Below are 17,426 nucleotides of genomic sequence, written 5' to 3'. Positions count from 1 at the left end.
AAGGAACAAGAGCCGAGGAGATGGCGAATGACTCGCGGAAACGGCGCTCCAATCAAACGGACCATCCGCCGGCACCAGCTGCGCGAGATGGTGCCGCTCGCCGACAGCACGATCTACGAGATGGAACAACGGGGCGAGTTTCCCCGCCGCTTTGCACTGTCCCCAAGATGCGTCGTGTGGGATCTGGCGGAAGTCGAGGCCTGGCTCGCCGCGCGGCGAGCGTCGCCGGTGCGACGCGCCCAGCATCCCGATGTCCGCCAGCGCCGCGCCCGCCCGGTCAGAGAGCGGGATCAGGCGCGAGGAGAGGCATCGAAGGCGGGATGAGCACCGGCACGTATTTCTCGCCCGCCACCCACGCATCGACGATGTTCGACCACTCTTGCAGCATGTGCCGGCGCTGCACCTCGTACTCGGCCTTGTTGTAGACGCCGCGCGAAGAACGGCCATCCTCGTGAGCCAGGCACTTTTCGATCCAGTCGCTGTTGAAGCCCAGCTCGTTCAGCAGCGTCGATCCCGTCCGGCGCAGGTCATGGACCGTGAACGGCTCGAGCGGCAGCCCGTCCTTCTTCGCCTGCTCCACGACGAGATAGGTGACGCGGTTGAAAGTGGCCCGCGACATGGGCGCATCGGCATCGTAGCGCGATGGCAGGACGTACCGTGAATTGCCGGCGCAGGTCTTGAGGGCGATGAAGATGTCGAGCGCCTGGCGCGAAAGATAGACGTTGTGCGCCTTGGAGCGCTTCATCCGCTCCTTGGGGATCGTCCAGACGGCGTTCTCGAAATCGATCTCGTCCCACACCGCGTCCTGCAACTCGCTCTTTCGGACCATCGTCAGCAGGATCAGCTTTAGCCCGAGACGGATCGTCGGCAGCGTTGCGACATTCTCGAGCTGCTTGAGCATGATCCTGATTTCGGTCGGCGACAGCGAGCGATCCCTCGGCGTGAAATGGGCGATCGCCGAGGGGCCGACCTCATCAGCCGGATTGGCGACTTTTTCGCCGTGGAGGATGGCGAAGCCGTAGATCTGCTTGACGATGTCGCGGACGTGGAGCGCCGTCGCAGGCGCGCCGCGGTCGACGATGGCACCGCAATGTGCCCGCAGGTCATCCGGCGTGATCTCCGTGAGAAGCCGCTTGCGCCAGGCCGGCAGGAGCTCGCGCTCGAAGATCGCCCGGCGCATGGACCGCGTGCTGTCAGCCATCGGCGCCATGGTCAGCCACTTCTCACCGAACTCGCCGAAGCTCCTCGCCTCGAGAAGCCGCCGCTTGGCGCGCTGCTTTTCAAAGGCGGGCGAGCGCCCCTCCCGGATCATGCGCTTGGCGTCGATGCAGAGCTCGCGCGCCCGCGCCAGCGAGATGCCGGCCTTGTCGTACCGACCCAGCACGACGGTCTCGCGCCGCCCGTTCAGACGGTAGTCCAGGCGGAACGACACCGTTCCCGTCGTGCTCACCAGCACATACATACCGTCACGGTCGGTGACCTTGTACGGTTTCTCCTTTGGTTTCAGGTTCTTAAGCGCCACGTCCGTCAGCATCTCCGCACGCCTCTCGACCCGCAATACCGTCAGCCATGTTTGGACCGCCGATCCGGTGATAATCCGATATATCTCAATGACTTATGTCGAGAAAAATACCGTCAGCGGCCATCTTGATGGTGACGGTAGCGGCGAGAGTCGGACTTGGCAACGGTATTGTGCACCGTCAGACAGTCCGTCAGCGCCCATTTTTGCAGGCCGATAGACGCCGAACGTCAATCGACGTTTTTTAATCTAGATCAATATGTTAGGAAGAAATCGTGGGATACTGCGGGATACCCTGGGCGGCCCCTGAATCATTCCCACTCAATTGTCCCCGGCGGCTTTGAGGTCACGTCGTAGATCACGCGGTTGACGCCTTTGACCTCGTTGATGATGCGCGTGGCCACGTGGCCGATGAAGTTCATATCGAACGGGTAGAAATCCGCGGTCATGCCGTCGGTCGAGGTGACCGCGCGCAAGCCGACGACATATTCGTAGGTGCGGAAGTCGCCCATCACGCCGACGGTCTTCACCGGCAGCAGCACGGCAAAAGCCTGCCAGATGTCGTCGTAAAGGCCGGCGCGGCGGATTTCCTCGATATAGATCTCGTCGGCAAGGCGCAGGATGGCGAGCTTATCACGGGTAATCTCGCCGGGGCAGCGGATGGCGAGGCCGGGACCGGGGAACGGATGGCGGCCGACAAAGGCGTCGGGCAGGCCTAGCTCGCGACCGAGCGCCCTCACCTCGTCCTTGAACAATTCGCGCAGCGGTTCGACGAGGTTCATGTTCATGCGTTCGGGCAACCCGCCGACATTGTGATGCGACTTGATGGTAACGGACGGCCCGCCGGTGAAGGAGACACTCTCGATAACGTCCGGATAGAGCGTGCCTTGCGCCAAAAATTCGGCGCCGCCGATCTTCTTCGCCTCGGCTTCGAACACGTCGATGAACAGCTTGCCGATGGTTTTGCGCTTGACTTCCGGGTCATCGACGCCTTGCAGCGCATCGAGGAAAAGTTTTTCCGCCTGCACGTGGATGAGCGGGATGTTATAATGCTCGCGGAACAGGGCAACGACCTTTTCCGCTTCTGCCAGCCGCAAGAGGCCGTGGTCGACAAATACGCAGGTGAGCTGATCGCCAATAGCCTCATGGATGAGCACGGCGGCAACAGCGCTATCGACTCCGCCGGACAATCCGCAAATGACGCGGCCCTTGCCGACCTGGGCGCGAATCTTCTCCATCGCCTCTTCCTTGAAGGCGCGCATGGTCCAGTCGCCCTTGCAGCCAGCGATCTTGCGCACGAAATTGCGCAGCAACGCCGCGCCATGCGGCGTATGCACCACCTCGAGATGAAACTGCGCGGCGTAGAATTTGCGCTTGTCGTCGGCGATCATGGCGATCGGCGCGTTGGGCGAAGTGCCGACAACGCGAAAGCCGTCCGGCAACTTGGTCACCCGATCGCCGTGGCTCATCCAGACCGGATATTTTTCGCCTTTGCGCCACACGCCCTCGAATAGCGGCGTATCCTCGGTGACCGTCACCTCGGCGCGGCCGAATTCGCGGTGATGCCCGCCCTCCACCTTGCCGCCGAGTTGCTGCGCCATGGCCTGCTCGCCGTAGCAGATGCCGAGCACCGGCACGCCGGCCTTGTAGATCGCCTCCGGCGCGAGCGGCGCGTCCTTGTCGAGAACCGACGCCGGACCACCGGACAGGATCACCGCCTTTGGCTTCATCGCCGCGAAAGCCTCGGCCGCCTTCTGAAAGGGCGCGATCTCACAATAGACCTTCTCCTCTCGGACGCGCCGCGCGATGAGCTGCGTCACCTGCGAGCCGAAGTCGACGATGAGGACTTTATCGTGGGAAATCATGCGCTCCCTTTACACGTCACGGCGGGCCTTGTCGCGGCCTGGCGTGACCCGAAAGGGGCTTCAGCGCGGTTGGGCGCTTTCCGGCGACAATACCGGCCCGAGCCAAGGGATCTGAGCCACAAGGTCGCCGATTCGCGGCTGGGCCTGATTCTGGTTGGACGCCGAGGCGGCCAGCGGAATCGGCGCGGGCGGTATCGGGTGCTCGGCGGCGGGAAGCTGCGCAGGGAAGGCGGCCCCGGCCGAAGCTGTGCCGGCGATCGGCGTTGCCCCCGTTGGCGGCGGGGTTTCCATGGCCGCAACCCCGGCATTCGGCGGCGGGCTCAAGGACGCAGGATTTGCCGCTTCCGGCGGCTCGTCCGCAGCCGGGCGATCCGCGGAATGCGCTTGCAGCGCCCGGCGGACGTCGTCCAGCCATTTGGCATCGGAGCCGGTGTCCGGCGCCGCGGCTGCGGTCTTCTTCGGTGGCGGCACCTTCGGCTTAGGGAAAGCCTCCGGCGCCGGCGCACGGGCCGCCACAGCCGCGGGTCTCGCCACGGAAGAGTCTTCTGCGGTCAAGAGGCGCTGGAAAGCCGCCTTTGCATCGGGATCGAGCGTGCCGCAGGATTTTTCGAACTCTTCCACATCGTGGCGGACGAGCATTCGCCGCGTCGTGGCATCGAGTTTTTTGTCGATCACCGCGACGATATTGGCGCGTAGCGTCTGGCATGCCGTCTCCGCCGAGAAATTGGCGCGATAAATCGAATAGCCGCTGGCAAGCCCGACGGGGATGCCCAAGAGCGACCCGAGCATCTGCAAGGCCGTGATGAAGCGGATACCCCTCGGCGCGCGTGGCGGCATGAACCCGCGGCCCGGCAGCGGGTACGACGGATCGACAGCCCCGGTGCGATGCAGGGGATCGGGTGGCGTAGCCAGCATGGACAGTCAGACCTCGACTGACGAAAGTGGAGGATTCGGAGCAGACCATTACGCCGAATTTGGCCGGGATTGCGGCGCAACAGCGGAAATCGCGTTGCTTCTCTGCAGCGGGTTTATAATGGGCTCTCAAGCTTTGCGGCGAAGCAGCGAAACGAAGAAGCCATCGGTATCGGTGGTCCGCGGCGTCAGCAGGACGCCCTCCGCGGCAAGACGTGCCGCTTTGCCGAACATGAAGGCACGTTCGCCCAACGCTTTGATGACCTCGGCTCCTGCCGCCGCCGAAAACTCCGGATACCGCGCCAGAAAGCCGCGAATTTGTGCGCCGTTCTCCTCATCCAGAACCGAGCAGGTGACATACGCAATGCGGCCGCCGGGCTTCACCAAGCGGGTGGCGTCCTCGAGAATGGCGGCCTGCTCCTTTGAGCGTTGCGCCAGCGCGCCGGGCCGGATGCGCCATTTGGCGTCCGGATTGCGCCGCCAGGCGCCGGTGCCGGTGCAGGGAGCGTCGATCAATACCAGGTCCATCCTGCCGACGAGATCGCCAACGACGTCGCCCGACACCTTCGGCGTGCGCACCTGCACATTGCGGACCCCGGCCCGCTCAAGCCGCGCGTGGATCGGGGCGAGACGGCGCTTGTCGGTATCGGTGGCGTAAATCTGGCCGCGATTTTCCATCATCGCCGCCAGCGCCAGCGTCTTGCCACCGCCGCCGGCGCAGATATCGAGAACTTGCTCGTCCGGTCGGGCGCCGGTCAGAAGAACCGTAAGCTGCGAGCCTTCGTCCTGGATTTCAATGAGCCCCTTCAGAAACGCGGGCTCGGCATGGATCCCCGGACTTTTGGCATCTGCGGCGACGCGAATGCGCAGTCCCCATGGCGACCAGCGGGTCGGCTCGGGATGCAGCTCAGCGAGTGCGGCGGCAGCCTTCTCGCGTTCGCCCTTGAGCGTGTTGACACGCAGATCGAGCGGGGCGCGCGATGCCAGCGCCGCCCCCTCCTCGCCCCGGGCCTCGCCGAAGGCGCGCGCGAAATGCGGATCGAGCCATTCCGGATAGTCGCCAGCGACATGCGGCGGTGCGCCGGCCAGCGATGCACCGGCCAGCGCGGCGCTTTCGCGTTCACTCAATGGCTGTGGCGCAAACCGCGAGCCATCGAACAATTGCTCGATCGCATTTCGCTCGAGCCCGCGTTCGAGCTTGAGCATGCCTAAAACGAGCGCGCGCGGACTCGCTTCGCCCATCACATAGGCGCTGGAGGCGCGGCGGCGCAGCGTGTCGTAGACAAGGCCGGCGATCGCCGCGCGATCGCTGGACCCGGCAAAGCGGTGGGCAATCCCCCACTCCTTCAGGGCATCGGCAGCCGGCCGCCGGCGGATCTCAATTTCGCTCAGAACCTCGATTGCGGCGGCGAGGCGCGCGGACGGCGTCATGACAATCCGAGCAGGATGCGGACGATGAAAATCACCCACATTACGATCAACACCAGCGCACCGATGCCGAAGATCATGCCGCGCCGCGTGACCACGTTATTGGTCGTGTGCACATAGGCATGAACGAGGCGCGAAAGCACGAATATCCAGGCGAGGACGACGAAAGGCAGGTCGGCATGGCGCGTGATGATTTCGAGAATGGTCAGCACATAGAAGAGAACGGGAAGCTCGAACTGATTGCTGAACGAGTAGGCAACCTGCTGCGTCGGGGCCGGCCAATTCGGCTCTCGCAGGGCGATACGCGACACTTCGACCATGCCGCTGTTGAAGTCGCGCCCGCGCTTGGTGGCGAGCCACAGCAACAGCCCAAGTGTTAGCAGGACTTCCACGAACAAAGGGGAAAGAACGGATTGGATAGACATGACGATTCTAACCTGTGTCGAAGCAAAGCCGATCACCAACGCGGATGTCTATGACGTTTCGTCAAGTGGGATTATTCAAGTGGGATTATTGTGGTATCGCTTTGATCCTGCAGGCTCAATGCAGCGGGGCGGATTGCGCTTGCCGCTGCGCTGAAATATCGTTGCATTTCGGCCTCGTTGAAGGGGAGCAGATGATCATGCGCCCAATGCCTGCCGCACCGGCACTGACGGCATTTGCCTTTGTCCTTTTGGCCGCCAGCGTCGGGGTCCGTTTGTTCGAGATGGACCGGCCAATGCCGCAGTCGTCGTTCGTGATCTTGGCGGCGGGAAAACACGCCTGCCCGACGCCGCCCTGCACCGGCGAGAAAAACAACAAGCAGCCGGACAAAACAAAGCACAAGAAAAACCAACAGCAGCCCCAACCGAACGCCACGTCAACCAACGGCGGCAATTAGGACTTAACCGCGTCCCGGGTAATTCGGCGTCTCGCGCGTGATGGTGACGTCGTGCACGTGGCTTTCGCGCAGGCCTGCGCTTGAAATGCGCAAGAATTCGGCCTTCTCGTGCAATTCCGGAAGATTCTTCGCACCGACATAACCCATGGCGGCGCGCAGCCCGCCGGCGAGTTGATGCAGGACGGTGGAGGCCGCGCCCTTGTAAGGCACCTGCCCTTCAACCCCTTCCGGCACAAGCTTCAGCGTATCCTTGATGTCCTGCTGGAAATAGCGGTCGGCCGATCCGCGCGCCATGGCGCCGACCGAACCCATGCCGCGATAGGTCTTGTAGGAACGGCCCTGGTAGAGAAAAACTTCGCCGGGGGTTTCGTCGGTGCCGGCAAGCAGAGAACCGATCATCGCGCAATCGGCGCCGGCGGCCAGCGCCTTCGCTAAATCGCCCGAGTATTTGATGCCGCCGTCGGCGATCACCGGCGTCCCGGTGGCACGCGCAACCTTGACGACATCCATGACCGCGGTGAGTTGCGGCACGCCCACGCCGGCGACGATCCGCGTGGTGCAGATGGAGCCGGGGCCGATGCCGACCTTGACCGCGTCGGCCCCGCAATCGATCAGCGCCTGAGCTGCCTCGCCCGTCGCAATATTGCCCGCCACGACCTGGACCGCGTTCGACTGCCGCTTAATGCGCTGGACCGCGGCCAGCACATGCTTGGAATGACCATGCGCGGTGTCCACCACGACGAGGTCGACCCCTGCATCGACCAAAGCCTCGGTGCGCCGGAAGCCGGAATCGCCAACGGTCGTCGCTGCCGCGACGCGCAGCCGGCCTTGATCATCCTTGCAGGCGTTGGGATTGGCCACGGCCTTTTCAATATCTTTGACCGTGATCAGTCCCACGCAGCGATAGGCGCTGTCGACAACCAGCAGTTTTTCGATGCGGTGCTGATGCAGCAGCCGTTTCGCCTCCTCCTGGCTCACGCCTTCGCGCACGGTGATCAAGTTGCCCTTGGTCATCAGCTCGGCGATCTTCTGCCGCGGGTCGGTGGCGAAGCGCACGTCGCGGTTGGTCAGGATGCCGACCAGTTTGCCCGGTCCACCATTGGCGCCCTCGACCACCGGAATGCCGGAGATCCGGTGCTCCTTCATCAAATCGAGCGCTTCGGCCAGCGTCGCTTGCGGCCGGATGGTGACCGGATTCACTACCATGCCGGACTCGAATTTCTTCACCTGGCGGACCTGCGCCGCCTGTTGCTCGGGATCGAGATTGCGGTGAATCACGCCGATGCCGCCGGCTTGCGCCATCGCGATCGCCATCTGCGCTTCGGTGACGGTATCCATCGCCGAAGCGACGATCGGCAGGTTCAATGAGATGGAGCGGGTAATGCGGGAGCGAATATCGACTTCCGAAGGAAGGATTTCCGAAAGGCCGGGCTTCAGCAGGACATCGTCAAAGGTCAGCGCTTCGCGCAGGCTTTCCCTGGATTTCGCTGCCATGGCCAACTCCGTTCCGCCTGCCGGCGCCTGCGCGGGCCACTGAGAGCCGGAAAATAAAGGGCATTTGCGGCGGGACCGTATCCCGCGCCCGACTCCGCGGCCCACTTTTGGGTTGGCGGCGGTCGATAGCATGGCTTTCGCCCGATTCCTAGGGGGAATCCGGCCGCATCAGCCTCAATTCAACTGATTTGCCGCCGGAACCGGCTGGCATGACCTCCGTTGCGTAGGTAAGGAGAACAGGAATCTCTTTCCCCCTGGGCGTCCGCGGGTCCTCGCCAATTCCGGCGAAAGACTGTGCTCGCGCCGGAGCAATGGAAGGGCGGATTGTTTTCACCCGCCGGGCATCGCGCGCCATGAATCGTCAGCGGCTTGTTTACCTCATCGTGGCGGTCGCCCTGTTCATGGAAAATATGGACTCGACCGTGATCGCCACGGCACTGCCAGCAATTGCCGCGGATATCGGGGCCAATCCGCTGGCACTGAAACTCGCCGTCACTTCGTATCTTCTCTCTCTTGCGATATTCACGCCAGCCAGCGGCTGGATTGCCGACCGATTCGGCGCGCGGACCGTGTTTCGGGCCGCTATCGGCGTTTTTGTGATCGGCTCGATTGCTTGCGCGCTAGCGGGTTCGCTCACCGGTTTCGTCGTCGCCCGCATCGTGCAAGGCGTCGGCGGTGCGATGATGTCGCCGGTTGGTCGTCTCGTCTTGCTGCGAACGGTGGAGCGGCGCGCGCTTCTCGGCGCCATGGCCTGGGTGACCATGCCGGCGCTGATCGGCCCCATGACGGGGCCGCCGCTCGGGGGCTTTATCACCACCTACGCCACGTGGCACTGGATCTTCTTCATCAATGTGCCGATCGGCATTCTCGGCATGATTCTGGCCACTCGCTACATCGACGATATTCGCGTCGAGCACCGCGACCGTTTCGATTTGACCGGCATGGCCCTGGCCGGACTGGGGATCGCCGGCGTCGCCTTTGGGCTCTCTATCGCCGGGCTTGATTTCCTGCCGGCATCCGCTGTCGCGGCGTCGATCGGTGGGGGCGCAATCTTCTTGATGCTTTATATGATACACGCCCGCAGGGCGAAGGCGCCCGTTCTCGACCTCACCCTATTATCCATTCCGACGTTTCGGGCCAGCATCGCGGGCGGCTTTCTGTTCCGCCTCGGTATTGGCGCCTGGCCTTTTCTCATGCCGCTGATGCTGCAAATCGGGTTGAACTTCAGCCCTTTCCAATCGGGCCTCGTCACTTTTGCCGGTCCATTCGGATCCATGTTGATGAAGCCGGCTATCACGCCGTTGCTCAGGCTCTTCGGATTTAAGCGCATCTTGATCACCAACGCCGTGATCAGCGGGGCGGTGATCGCCGCCTGCGCCACTTTCAACGAGGCCACGCCTTTCCTGATTATGTTCCTTATCGTCCTGACCGGCGGCTTCTTTCGGTCGATCGAGTTCACAAGCATCAACACGCTGGCCTATGCCGATATCCCGGCGCCGCGCATGAGCAAGGCAACCTCGCTGGTCAGCGTGTTGCAGCAGGTATCGATATCGTCTGGCGTCGCGGTCGGCGCGCTCGCAGTCGAAGCCACGTTGCGGCTACGCGCGCATGCGGAGCTGACGACGGCCGATTTCCGCCCCGCGTTCCTCTTTGTCGGCGCGATCGCCGCCGCCGCGGCGCTGGTATTCGTCGGCCTGCATCGCGACGCGGCCGCGGAACTGGCGAACCGGGCGCGGTCTTCGTCGGTTGCCCCCGACGACCGCGGCTGACGCCGCAGGGCATCCCTATTGCCGCCCGCGTTTGCACGATGCAGCATGGCGGCGGCAATAGAGATTCATCCGATGATGACCTTTTCCATTCTCGACCTAGTGGCCTTGGGCATGTACCTCATCGCCTGGACTGCTTACGCCATTATCCTCGATCACACCGCCTACGGGGCGAACAGTTTGAACCGGCTGATGCATCGCTATCGCGAGGACTGGATGCGGCAAATGATCCGCCGCGAGATGCGCATGCTCGACGGCCAGGTCTCCGCTTCACTCCAGAACGGCACGGCATTTTTCGCGTCGAGCTCGCTCATCGCATTGGGCGGCGCGCTGGCACTTTTTCATTCCAGCGGCGACATCCTGTCGCTTGTCAATGCGCTGCCGTTCGGCGTCGTGCCGACGCGCGTGCAATGGGAGGCAAAGACCGCCGGACTGGCGGTGATCTTAGTCTACGCCTTTTTCAAATTTGCCTGGTCTTATCGACTCTACAACTATGTGGCGATGATGCTGGGCGCGGCGCCGCCGGCGTCGGAAAGGGACTCGGCGACAGCGCAGGAATTCGTTGTCCGCGCCTCGCTACTCTGCGCCGATGCCGGCCGTCAATTCAATCGCGGCCAGCGCGCATTCTTTTTTGCCCTGGCGTATCTGGGCTGGTTCGTCGGTCCCCTGCCCTTCCTGGTGACCACCGCCGGGGTGATGGTGGTGATGTGGCGGCGCCAATTCAATTCCAGCGCGCGTCAGTCGATTTCCGCTCCGCCGCAGGCATCGTAGCTCGCGCGCGCTACGGCGCTGGAAGCAGCGCCGACGTCCGGCCGGTCAGCCAATAGGCGAACAGACCGAACCATTCGCGCACGGCGACATCGGTGCGCGCCAAGCCACCGGCGAACTGCGCAAAAGGAGAAAACCTTCCGGAGTTGGGCGCGGTCCGCCAATCGACCGGATACGCTTCGACGGCAAATCCGATACGGCGGAATACCCCGATCGCGCGGGGCATATGATAAGCCGAAGTCACGAGCAGCCAGCGTTGTCCGGCACGCGGATGCACCAATTCTTCGGTGAATACCGCATTTTCCACGGTGTTGCGTGCGCGGCTTTCGATCGCGATGCGCTCCCGCGCAATCCCGAAGCTCTGCCAAAGGGGCGCCACGAAATCGGCTTCCACGAATTTACCGGGAAAGAGACTGCTGGCGCCCCCGCTGAAAACGATCCGGGCATTCGGATAGGCCCGCGCCAACGCAGCCAAGACCGTAAGCCGTTCGGCCGATTCGTTGAGCTGCACAGCGCCGCGTTCGCCGGAAAGCTTCGGCGATATGGCGCCGCCGAGCACGATGATGCCGTCTGGCGCCGCCGCCGCATGCCACGGCGGAAAGCGCTCTTCCAGAGGAGTGATTAGGGTATTGCCGAGAGGCGACCATCCGGCGATAGCGAGCGCCAGAATCCCTGTGACCAAGCAAACGCGTCCGGCTCGCATGCGGCCGCGCATGAGAAGCACCAGACCGAGCAAGCAAAGCAGCATCAGAAGATTTGAGGGCATGCTGAAAAAGCCGAGGATCTTCGAAAGAATGAAAAACATCGGCGGCGCTCAGGCTTCGCGGCCGGCGATGAATCGGGCAAATCCTTCAGCCCGCAGCCGGCAGGCGGGACATTCGCCGCAGCCGTAGCCCCAAGGATGCCGCTGGCTGCGGTCGCCGCTATAGCAGGTATGCGTTTCCTCAAGAACGAGATCGAAGAGCGGCTTGCCGCCGATTTCCTCCGCCATGGCGAAAGTCGCGGCCTTGTCGATCCACATCAGCGGCGTGTGGATGATGAAGCGTCGGTTCATGCCGAGGCCGAGCGCGACCTGCACGGCCTTGATCGTATCGTCGCGGCAATCGGGATAGCCGGAGAAATCGGTTTCGCACATGCCGCCGACGAGATGCCGCGCGCCCCGGCGATAGGCCAAGGCCCCGGCAAAGGCGAGGAAGATCAGATTGCGCCCGGGCACGAAGGTCGTTGGCAGCCCGCTTTCGCCGATCTCGATGGCCACGTCGCGGGTCAAGGCGGAGTCGGAAACTGCGCCGAGCGCGTCGAGCGTCAGAATATGATCGGCACCTAGCCGGCCCGCCCATTCGGCGCTGAGCGCCGCCAGCTTTTCCCGCACGCGGGGGCGCACTGCCAATTCCACGGCATGCCGTTGGCCGTAATCGAAGCCCACCGTTTCCACCCGCGCGAAGCGTTGCAGCGCCCAGGCGAGGCAGACCGTCGAGTCCTGGCCGCCAGAAAAAAGCACAACTGCGCTCTCGGAACGGATTTCCGGCGGCATCTTTCACTGGCTCCCTGCGATGGCGCACACGGTGCCTCGATTATCAGCCGCGCCACGGCCATTATCGAAAAGATTGGAAGCATTCTGGTTTGCGACACGATAGCTGGCGCCGCAAGCCATTAGCCGTCCTTCTTACATTAGAATAATTCAAATCTGAGAAAATTGTGTTGCCTCAAGGATTTTCTCCGGCTTTTTGTGCTTTGGACAACGCAAAAAGGCAAACCCATGAAACGATTTTTCGTAGCGCTGGCTTACGCGGCCTTCATCGGCCTTGTTTCCAGCTTTCCGGCTCATGCGCAAGAAGCGCTCACCACCACGATCAAGAACCATCGCTTCGATCCCGCGGAAATTCGCGTACCGGCGGGCAAGCGCGTTACGCTCACTGTGGTTAACGATGACGCCAGCGCCGAGGAATTCGACAGCCGCAGTCTGAAGGTCGAAAAGATTATCGCGGGAAGGTCCAAGGCGATGGTAAGTTTCGGGCCGCTCAAGCCCGGCCGGTACGAATTCGAAGGCGAATTCAACTCCAAAACCGCCAAGGGCGTGGTGATCGCGGAGTAACAACGGCCGGATGTTTGGCGCACTGATCATTGTCTTTCGCGAAGTCGTCGAGGCGGGGCTTATCGTCGGCATCGTTCTGGTGGCGACCCGTGGCGTATCCGGCAGAGGGAAATGGGTTTCGCTCGGCCTGCTCGCCGGGATTTTCGGCGCGACCCTCGTCGCGGCCGGCGCCGACGTGATTTCCGATGCCGTCGCCGGTACCGGCCAGGAACTGCTCAATGCCATCGTGCTGATGGCGGCGGTCGCCATGCTGATGTGGCACAATGCTTGGATGGCGGGCCACGGACGGGAAATGGCCGCCGACATGATCAAGGTCGGCGAGGAAGTGACCCGAGGAAGGCGTCCGCTGGCCGCGCTCGCGGTAGTCGTAGGACTTGCGGTGCTGCGTGAGGGCTTGGAGGTCGTGCTGTTTCTCTACGGCATCATCGTCGGCGGTGCCACTGGCTGGCAATTGCTGGCCGGCGGCTTGCTCGGTGTGATGGCCGGTGTGGCTCTCACCGCGGTCACCTATCTCGGTCTGGTCTCGATCCCCGCCCGCTATATCTTCACGGTGACAACTCTATTGATCACGCTTCTCGCGGCGGGCATGGCGGCACAGGCGGTGCAATTCCTTGACGCGGCCGGCGTGCTGACCGTGCTCACAGGCAGTGTATGGGATACGTCGGCGTGGCTGCCGCAGAACGGAATCGTCGGTACGGCCTTGCATGCGCTGATGGGCTACAACGAACGGCCGAGCCTCATGCAGCTGATTGTCTACATCGCGGTTCTTGTCGCCATGCTGCTGCTGATGCGCATCGCCGGTTCGTCGCGTCGCCGGCTGCCGGCGACCTGACGGCCGTCAGGCGGCGTCCAACGCCGCAAATACCGATTCAGGGGCCATTTCGATGAGCTTCAGCAATGTCCGCGCGGGCCCGCGCGGCGAACGCTTGCCCTGCTCCCAATTGCGCACCGTTTCGAGCGGAACTTTGATCCGCGCGGCAAACGCCGCTTGCGTGAGCCCGGTGGCCATCCGCACCTTTCGCGCATAGTCGGCCTGCGTGGCCGGGGCCGCCGAGACGCCGGCAGCGATCGGCCGCTCGCTACCGTCGTGCAGGATTTCCACAAGCCTTCCGTCCGCTTTCAGCCGAACGCGCATCGCGCCTCGCAGGCAGTTTGAACCGCGGCAAATCTTGATCGGGAGACGTTAACGGGGCGTTAACCCTGCCGGCTCAGGAGGCGCGCACCTGACGCGCGGACTGCAATTTGCTGTCCAGGAGCATTTGATCGATCCGGCTGCGCGGCGCCGGTTTGGCGAATAGATAGCCCTGCATTTCATCGCAACCGGCGAGTCGCAGCAGCACGCGCTGTTCCTCGGTTTCGACGCCTTCGACCAATACGCTAAGGTTCAATGCACGGCCGAGGGCGACGATCGCCTGAATGATGACCGCGCTATTGGCCAACTTGCCCAGGGGGGCGACAAAGCCGCTGTCGATTTTCAATTTGTCAAACGGGAAATTCTGCAAATAGCGAAGGCTTGAATAACCGGATCCGAAATCATCGAGCGCGATGCGCACTCCGAGATTGCGCAGCTCCTCAAGGCGGCCGCGAGTCTGATCGGGATCGTCGATAAGGACACCCTCGGTGATCTCCAGCACCACGCGAGAAGGATCGACGCCGGTCTCCGCCAGCATGGAAGAGACCAGAACGAAAAGCGAGCGATCCTTGACCTGAATCGGCGAGAGGTTCACCGCCACGAAAAGATCGGGCCAACGCTTGGCGTCGTTGAGCGCGCGATAGAGGACGAACTCGCCAAGTCGCGTCATCAAGCCGCATTCCTCGGCGATGGGGACAAACGACATCGGCGGAATGTTGCCCCTAATCGGATGATTCCAGCGCAGTAGCGCCTCGAGCCCAAGAATGCGGCTGTCGCTGGCCGCAACGATCGGTTGATAGTGCAGTTCAAGCGCGTCCTCATCGAGAGCGCGCTTAAGTTCGCGTTCGATGAAGCGCCGCTCATGCAGATTGGCCTCCATCGACTGATGGAATGAAACGATCTTGCCGCGCCCCGCGCGTTTAGCCGCGCGCCAGGCAAGAGTGGCATGGCGGAAAAGTTCGTCACATGTAAGGCCGTCACGGGGCGCGAAGGCAAGACCGATGATCACGTCGATCTGTACGTTTTGGCCTTGAATCAAAAATGGAACACTGATGCGCCTTGCCATCTCTTCTGCCATGAGGACGCCAGCTTCGGAATCTTTCGAGCGCAGCACGATGACGAAACGATGCCGTCCGAGTTTCCCGGCAATAGCCCCCGGCCACGGCGGATCGACGATCCTGTCGGCAGCATTACGCACCAGCTCGTTGCTCCAGATACGGCCGAAGGTGTCGCTGAGCTGGCGAAAACCGGTCAGATCCAAATAGCAGCAAGTCACGATCTCGTCGGGCTCACGGGACGCCAAGGTATCCTCAAGAATTTGCAGAATGGCGCTGGCATCCGGCAGCCCGGTCATCGCGTCTTCCTGGCTTAACCTCTGCGCAAGGATTTGTGCGGTTTCCAGTTCATGCGAGAAGCGGCGCACGTACCAAGCGGACAGCCCACCGAGCGCCAGCAGGCCGGCAGCAATCACAAGCCACAGCGGCATGAAGCGGAGCGCTGTTTCAGTCATCGGCTGTTCGGCCTGCCAAGATAGCCAGCCAAGTATGCGCCCGTCTGAATCGAGCACGGCTTGCACCGCCCGCGTTCCGGATTCCGGATCCGGCTCGGTTTCCCACTTCAGCTTCCGGACGTCGGCGAAGGTCTCAAGCTGACGAAGTCCGGCGGCGTCAATCCTATCTTCGCCGCTTTTGGGCAGGCCTAGTTTTTCAACGCCAACGTGGACGGCATGATAGTGCTCGGCTTCGATCCGTTTATCGGTGAGACGCGCATAGCCGAAGAATGCGATGGCACCGACGATCAGCGCCATCAGCAGGGCCAAGGCAAGCGGCGGAATAAGCCGCGATGCGATCTGCAGCCCGGCGGGCAACGCCAGTGATGGCGGAGGCGGGGACGGAAGATAGCCGGCCTTCTCTAAAAATTTGATTTCTGGCCGAAAATCCATGCAGCATCCGACGCGCGGGGTCTCCGCGCCCGATCTGCAGACTAGGAGGGAATGGTTAACTCACGGTCGGAAAACACGGTTAACGATCGGTGAAACGCGCGGGCCCAAACTCACATTCATGTCATTTCAAACCAAACCACAGCGTCGCGATGCCGAGAAATGAGAAGAAGCCGACCACATCGGTCACCGTGGTGACGAAGGGGCTGGACGCTACTGCCGGATCAAAACGCAACCGGTGCAACAGCAGCGGGATCAGCACGCCGCCGAGCGCCGCGGCGGTCAAGTTGCAGATCATGGCCAGGCCGATGACCAGCCCCAGCGCGGGCACCTTGAACCAGGCATAAGCAACGATCCCGGTGATGAGCGCAAAAGCCAGACCGTTGACGAGGCCAACCAATATTTCGCGCAGAATCACCCGCCGGGCATTGAGATCGGTGAGATCGCGTGTGGCCAGCGCGCGAACGGCGACCGTCATTGTTTGCGTGCTGGCGTTGCCGCCTTGGCTCGCTACGATTGGCGCCAGCACGGCGAGCGCCACCATCTTCTGCAATTCACCCTCAAATAGGCCAAGCACCGCGGACGCCAGAAAGGCGGTGCCGAGATTCACGAGCAGCCACTTAAATCGCCCGCGCGCGATCGCCCACACGCTGTCGGAAAGTTCCTCCTCGACGCTGACGCCGCCCAGCGCCCTTATGTCCTCTTCCGCCTCCTCTTCGATCACGTCGACGATGTCGTCGTGCATGATGACGCCGACCAGACGGTCGCCGGCATCGACGACGGGAACGGCGATAAGATTGTAGTGCTCGAAGAGCCTCGCGACGTTTTCCTGATCGTCAGTCGCCTGGACGCGATGGCGATCGTCTTCCATCAGCGCCGTCAAAGGGACCGGCCGTTGGCTGCGCAGCAGCAGGTCAAGCGGCACCGCGCCAAGGAAACGATGACCGGCATCGACGACGTAGATCTCGAAAAAGCGCTCCGGTAGTTCGGCGGTCTCGCGCATATAGTCGATGGTACGGCCGACGGTCCATAACGGAGGGACGGCGATGAACTCGGTCTGCATCCGCCGGCCGGCCGAATCCTCGGGATAATCGAGGCTGCGGGCGAGCGCGACCCGCTCCGGCGGCGGCAGCCGGTCGAGGATCTCGGTCTGCTCTTCCTTCGGCAGGTCCTTGAGAATTTCGACAGCGTCGTCCGATTCGATTTCACGCAGTCCTTGGGCGACGGTCTCGCTGGGCAGCTCCTCGAGAATGTCGTCACGGACGGCCTCATCGACCTCGGTAAGGGCGGTAAAATCGAATTCTCGACCCATCAGCTCGATGAGCCGCGGGCGCAGCTCCGGATCGAGCGCTTCCAGGACGTCGCCCATGTCTGCTTCGTGGAGGTTGCCCACGAGCTCATGCAAGGCCGCGGCATCGGCGGCTGCTATTGCCTGCTCGACCCGCTCGACGAATTCGCGCCGAATTTGCTCATTATCATCCCGCAACGACAGAAACGGGGCGAGGCTAGTCTCCGGATTGTCCGTCATAGGCCGTCTCGCGCTGCATCTGGATGAGGTTGGTGCCAGCTTGTACGCTGCACCTCGCTGCGAGGCAATTGTCTGGGTGGCGCCGAGCGAACGGATCGCG

At 62.6% G+C, this 17,426-nt stretch carries 17 protein-coding genes; 6 read left to right on the top strand and 11 right to left on the bottom strand.

Annotated features, from left to right (window positions below; genetic code table 11):
- Positions 1-27 precede the first annotated feature (27 nt).
- Positions 28-324, top strand: a complete 297-nt coding sequence (locus tag VFB05_RS09215) for a helix-turn-helix transcriptional regulator (RefSeq protein ID WP_325011292.1) — start codon at positions 28-30, stop codon at positions 322-324.
- Here VFB05_RS09215 and VFB05_RS09210 read toward each other — a convergent pair.
- The 5 genes from VFB05_RS09210 to VFB05_RS09190 all read right to left on the bottom strand — a co-directional run bounded on the left by VFB05_RS09210 (position 278) and on the right by VFB05_RS09190 (position 6,149).
- Complete coding sequence (locus VFB05_RS09210; protein WP_325011290.1) at positions 278-1,534, bottom strand: tyrosine-type recombinase/integrase; 1,257 nt, start codon at positions 1,532-1,534, stop codon at positions 278-280. The two genes, VFB05_RS09215 and VFB05_RS09210, sit on opposite strands and share 47 nt — an antisense overlap.
- A 296-nt stretch (positions 1,535-1,830) precedes the next feature.
- On the bottom strand, positions 1,831-3,384 hold the full coding sequence (guaA, locus tag VFB05_RS09205; RefSeq protein ID WP_325011288.1) for a glutamine-hydrolyzing GMP synthase: 1,554 nt from the start codon (positions 3,382-3,384) through the stop codon (positions 1,831-1,833).
- Positions 3,385-3,444: 60 nt separating this feature from the next.
- The gene (locus VFB05_RS09200) at positions 3,445-4,299 is read right to left on the bottom strand and encodes a hypothetical protein (RefSeq protein WP_325011286.1); all 855 of its coding nucleotides are present in this window, start codon (positions 4,297-4,299) and stop codon (positions 3,445-3,447) included.
- A 126-nt stretch (positions 4,300-4,425) separates the two neighbouring features.
- The gene (locus VFB05_RS09195; RefSeq protein WP_325011284.1) at positions 4,426-5,727 is read right to left on the bottom strand and encodes an RsmB/NOP family class I SAM-dependent RNA methyltransferase; all 1,302 of its coding nucleotides are present in this window, start codon (positions 5,725-5,727) and stop codon (positions 4,426-4,428) included.
- Complete coding sequence (locus VFB05_RS09190; protein ID WP_325011282.1) at positions 5,724-6,149, bottom strand: MAPEG family protein; 426 nt, start codon at positions 6,147-6,149, stop codon at positions 5,724-5,726. Before VFB05_RS09190 ends, VFB05_RS09195 begins: the two co-directional genes overlap by 4 nt.
- A 50-nt stretch (positions 6,150-6,199) precedes the next feature.
- Here VFB05_RS09190 and VFB05_RS09185 point away from each other — a divergent pair, with 50 nt between their 5' ends.
- On the top strand, positions 6,200-6,604 hold the full coding sequence (locus VFB05_RS09185; protein WP_325011280.1) for a hypothetical protein: 405 nt from the start codon (positions 6,200-6,202) through the stop codon (positions 6,602-6,604).
- A gap of 3 nt (positions 6,605-6,607) precedes the next feature.
- Here the strand turns inward: VFB05_RS09185 and guaB are convergent, their stop codons facing one another.
- A complete protein-coding gene (gene guaB, locus VFB05_RS09180) occupies positions 6,608-8,098 on the bottom strand; it encodes an IMP dehydrogenase (protein ID WP_325011278.1) in 1,491 nt (496 codons plus the stop codon).
- A gap of 353 nt (positions 8,099-8,451) precedes the next feature.
- Between guaB and VFB05_RS09175 the strand changes: the two genes are divergently transcribed.
- On the top strand, positions 8,452-9,867 hold the full coding sequence (locus VFB05_RS09175) for an MFS transporter (RefSeq protein ID WP_325011276.1): 1,416 nt from the start codon (positions 8,452-8,454) through the stop codon (positions 9,865-9,867).
- Between the two features lie 45 nt (positions 9,868-9,912).
- Entirely contained in the window at positions 9,913-10,635 is a 723-nt protein-coding gene (locus VFB05_RS09170; protein ID WP_414643172.1) for a DUF599 domain-containing protein, read from the top strand.
- Between the two features lie 10 nt (positions 10,636-10,645).
- On the opposite strand, the gene VFB05_RS09165 is transcribed toward VFB05_RS09170, so the two are convergent.
- Both VFB05_RS09165 and queC read right to left on the bottom strand, forming a co-directional pair.
- Entirely contained in the window at positions 10,646-11,437 is a 792-nt protein-coding gene (locus VFB05_RS09165) for a YdcF family protein (RefSeq protein ID WP_325011274.1), read from the bottom strand.
- A 9-nt stretch (positions 11,438-11,446) separates the two neighbouring features.
- Entirely contained in the window at positions 11,447-12,166 is a 720-nt protein-coding gene (gene queC, locus VFB05_RS09160; protein WP_325011272.1) for a 7-cyano-7-deazaguanine synthase QueC, read from the bottom strand.
- A 225-nt stretch (positions 12,167-12,391) separates the two neighbouring features.
- Between queC and VFB05_RS09155 the strand changes: the two genes are divergently transcribed.
- The gene (locus VFB05_RS09155) at positions 12,392-12,727 is read left to right on the top strand and encodes a cupredoxin domain-containing protein (protein ID WP_325011270.1); all 336 of its coding nucleotides are present in this window, start codon (positions 12,392-12,394) and stop codon (positions 12,725-12,727) included.
- Positions 12,728-12,737: 10 nt separating this feature from the next.
- Entirely contained in the window at positions 12,738-13,559 is an 822-nt protein-coding gene (locus VFB05_RS09150; protein ID WP_325011268.1) for an FTR1 family iron permease, read from the top strand.
- 6 nt (positions 13,560-13,565) lie between these two features.
- On the opposite strand, the gene VFB05_RS09145 is transcribed toward VFB05_RS09150, so the two are convergent.
- From VFB05_RS09145 to mgtE, 3 genes are all read right to left on the bottom strand, one after another.
- Positions 13,566-13,862 carry a helix-turn-helix domain-containing protein gene (locus tag VFB05_RS09145; protein ID WP_325011266.1) on the bottom strand — a complete coding sequence of 99 codons (297 nt, stop codon included), beginning with the start codon at positions 13,860-13,862 and terminating at the stop codon, positions 13,566-13,568.
- A 73-nt stretch (positions 13,863-13,935) separates the two neighbouring features.
- Complete coding sequence (locus VFB05_RS09140) at positions 13,936-15,801, bottom strand: bifunctional diguanylate cyclase/phosphodiesterase (RefSeq protein WP_325011264.1); 1,866 nt, start codon at positions 15,799-15,801, stop codon at positions 13,936-13,938.
- Positions 15,802-15,922: 121 nt separating this feature from the next.
- The gene (mgtE, locus tag VFB05_RS09135) at positions 15,923-17,326 is read right to left on the bottom strand and encodes a magnesium transporter (protein WP_325011262.1); all 1,404 of its coding nucleotides are present in this window, start codon (positions 17,324-17,326) and stop codon (positions 15,923-15,925) included.
- Positions 17,327-17,426 lie beyond the last annotated feature (100 nt).

The organism is Bradyrhizobium sp. (genome assembly GCF_035652035.1).
Lineage (GTDB): Bacteria > Pseudomonadota > Alphaproteobacteria > Rhizobiales > Xanthobacteraceae > Bradyrhizobium.
Note: the sequence above shows the minus strand (reverse complement) of the source record. Positions and strands in the feature narration are given on the sequence as shown.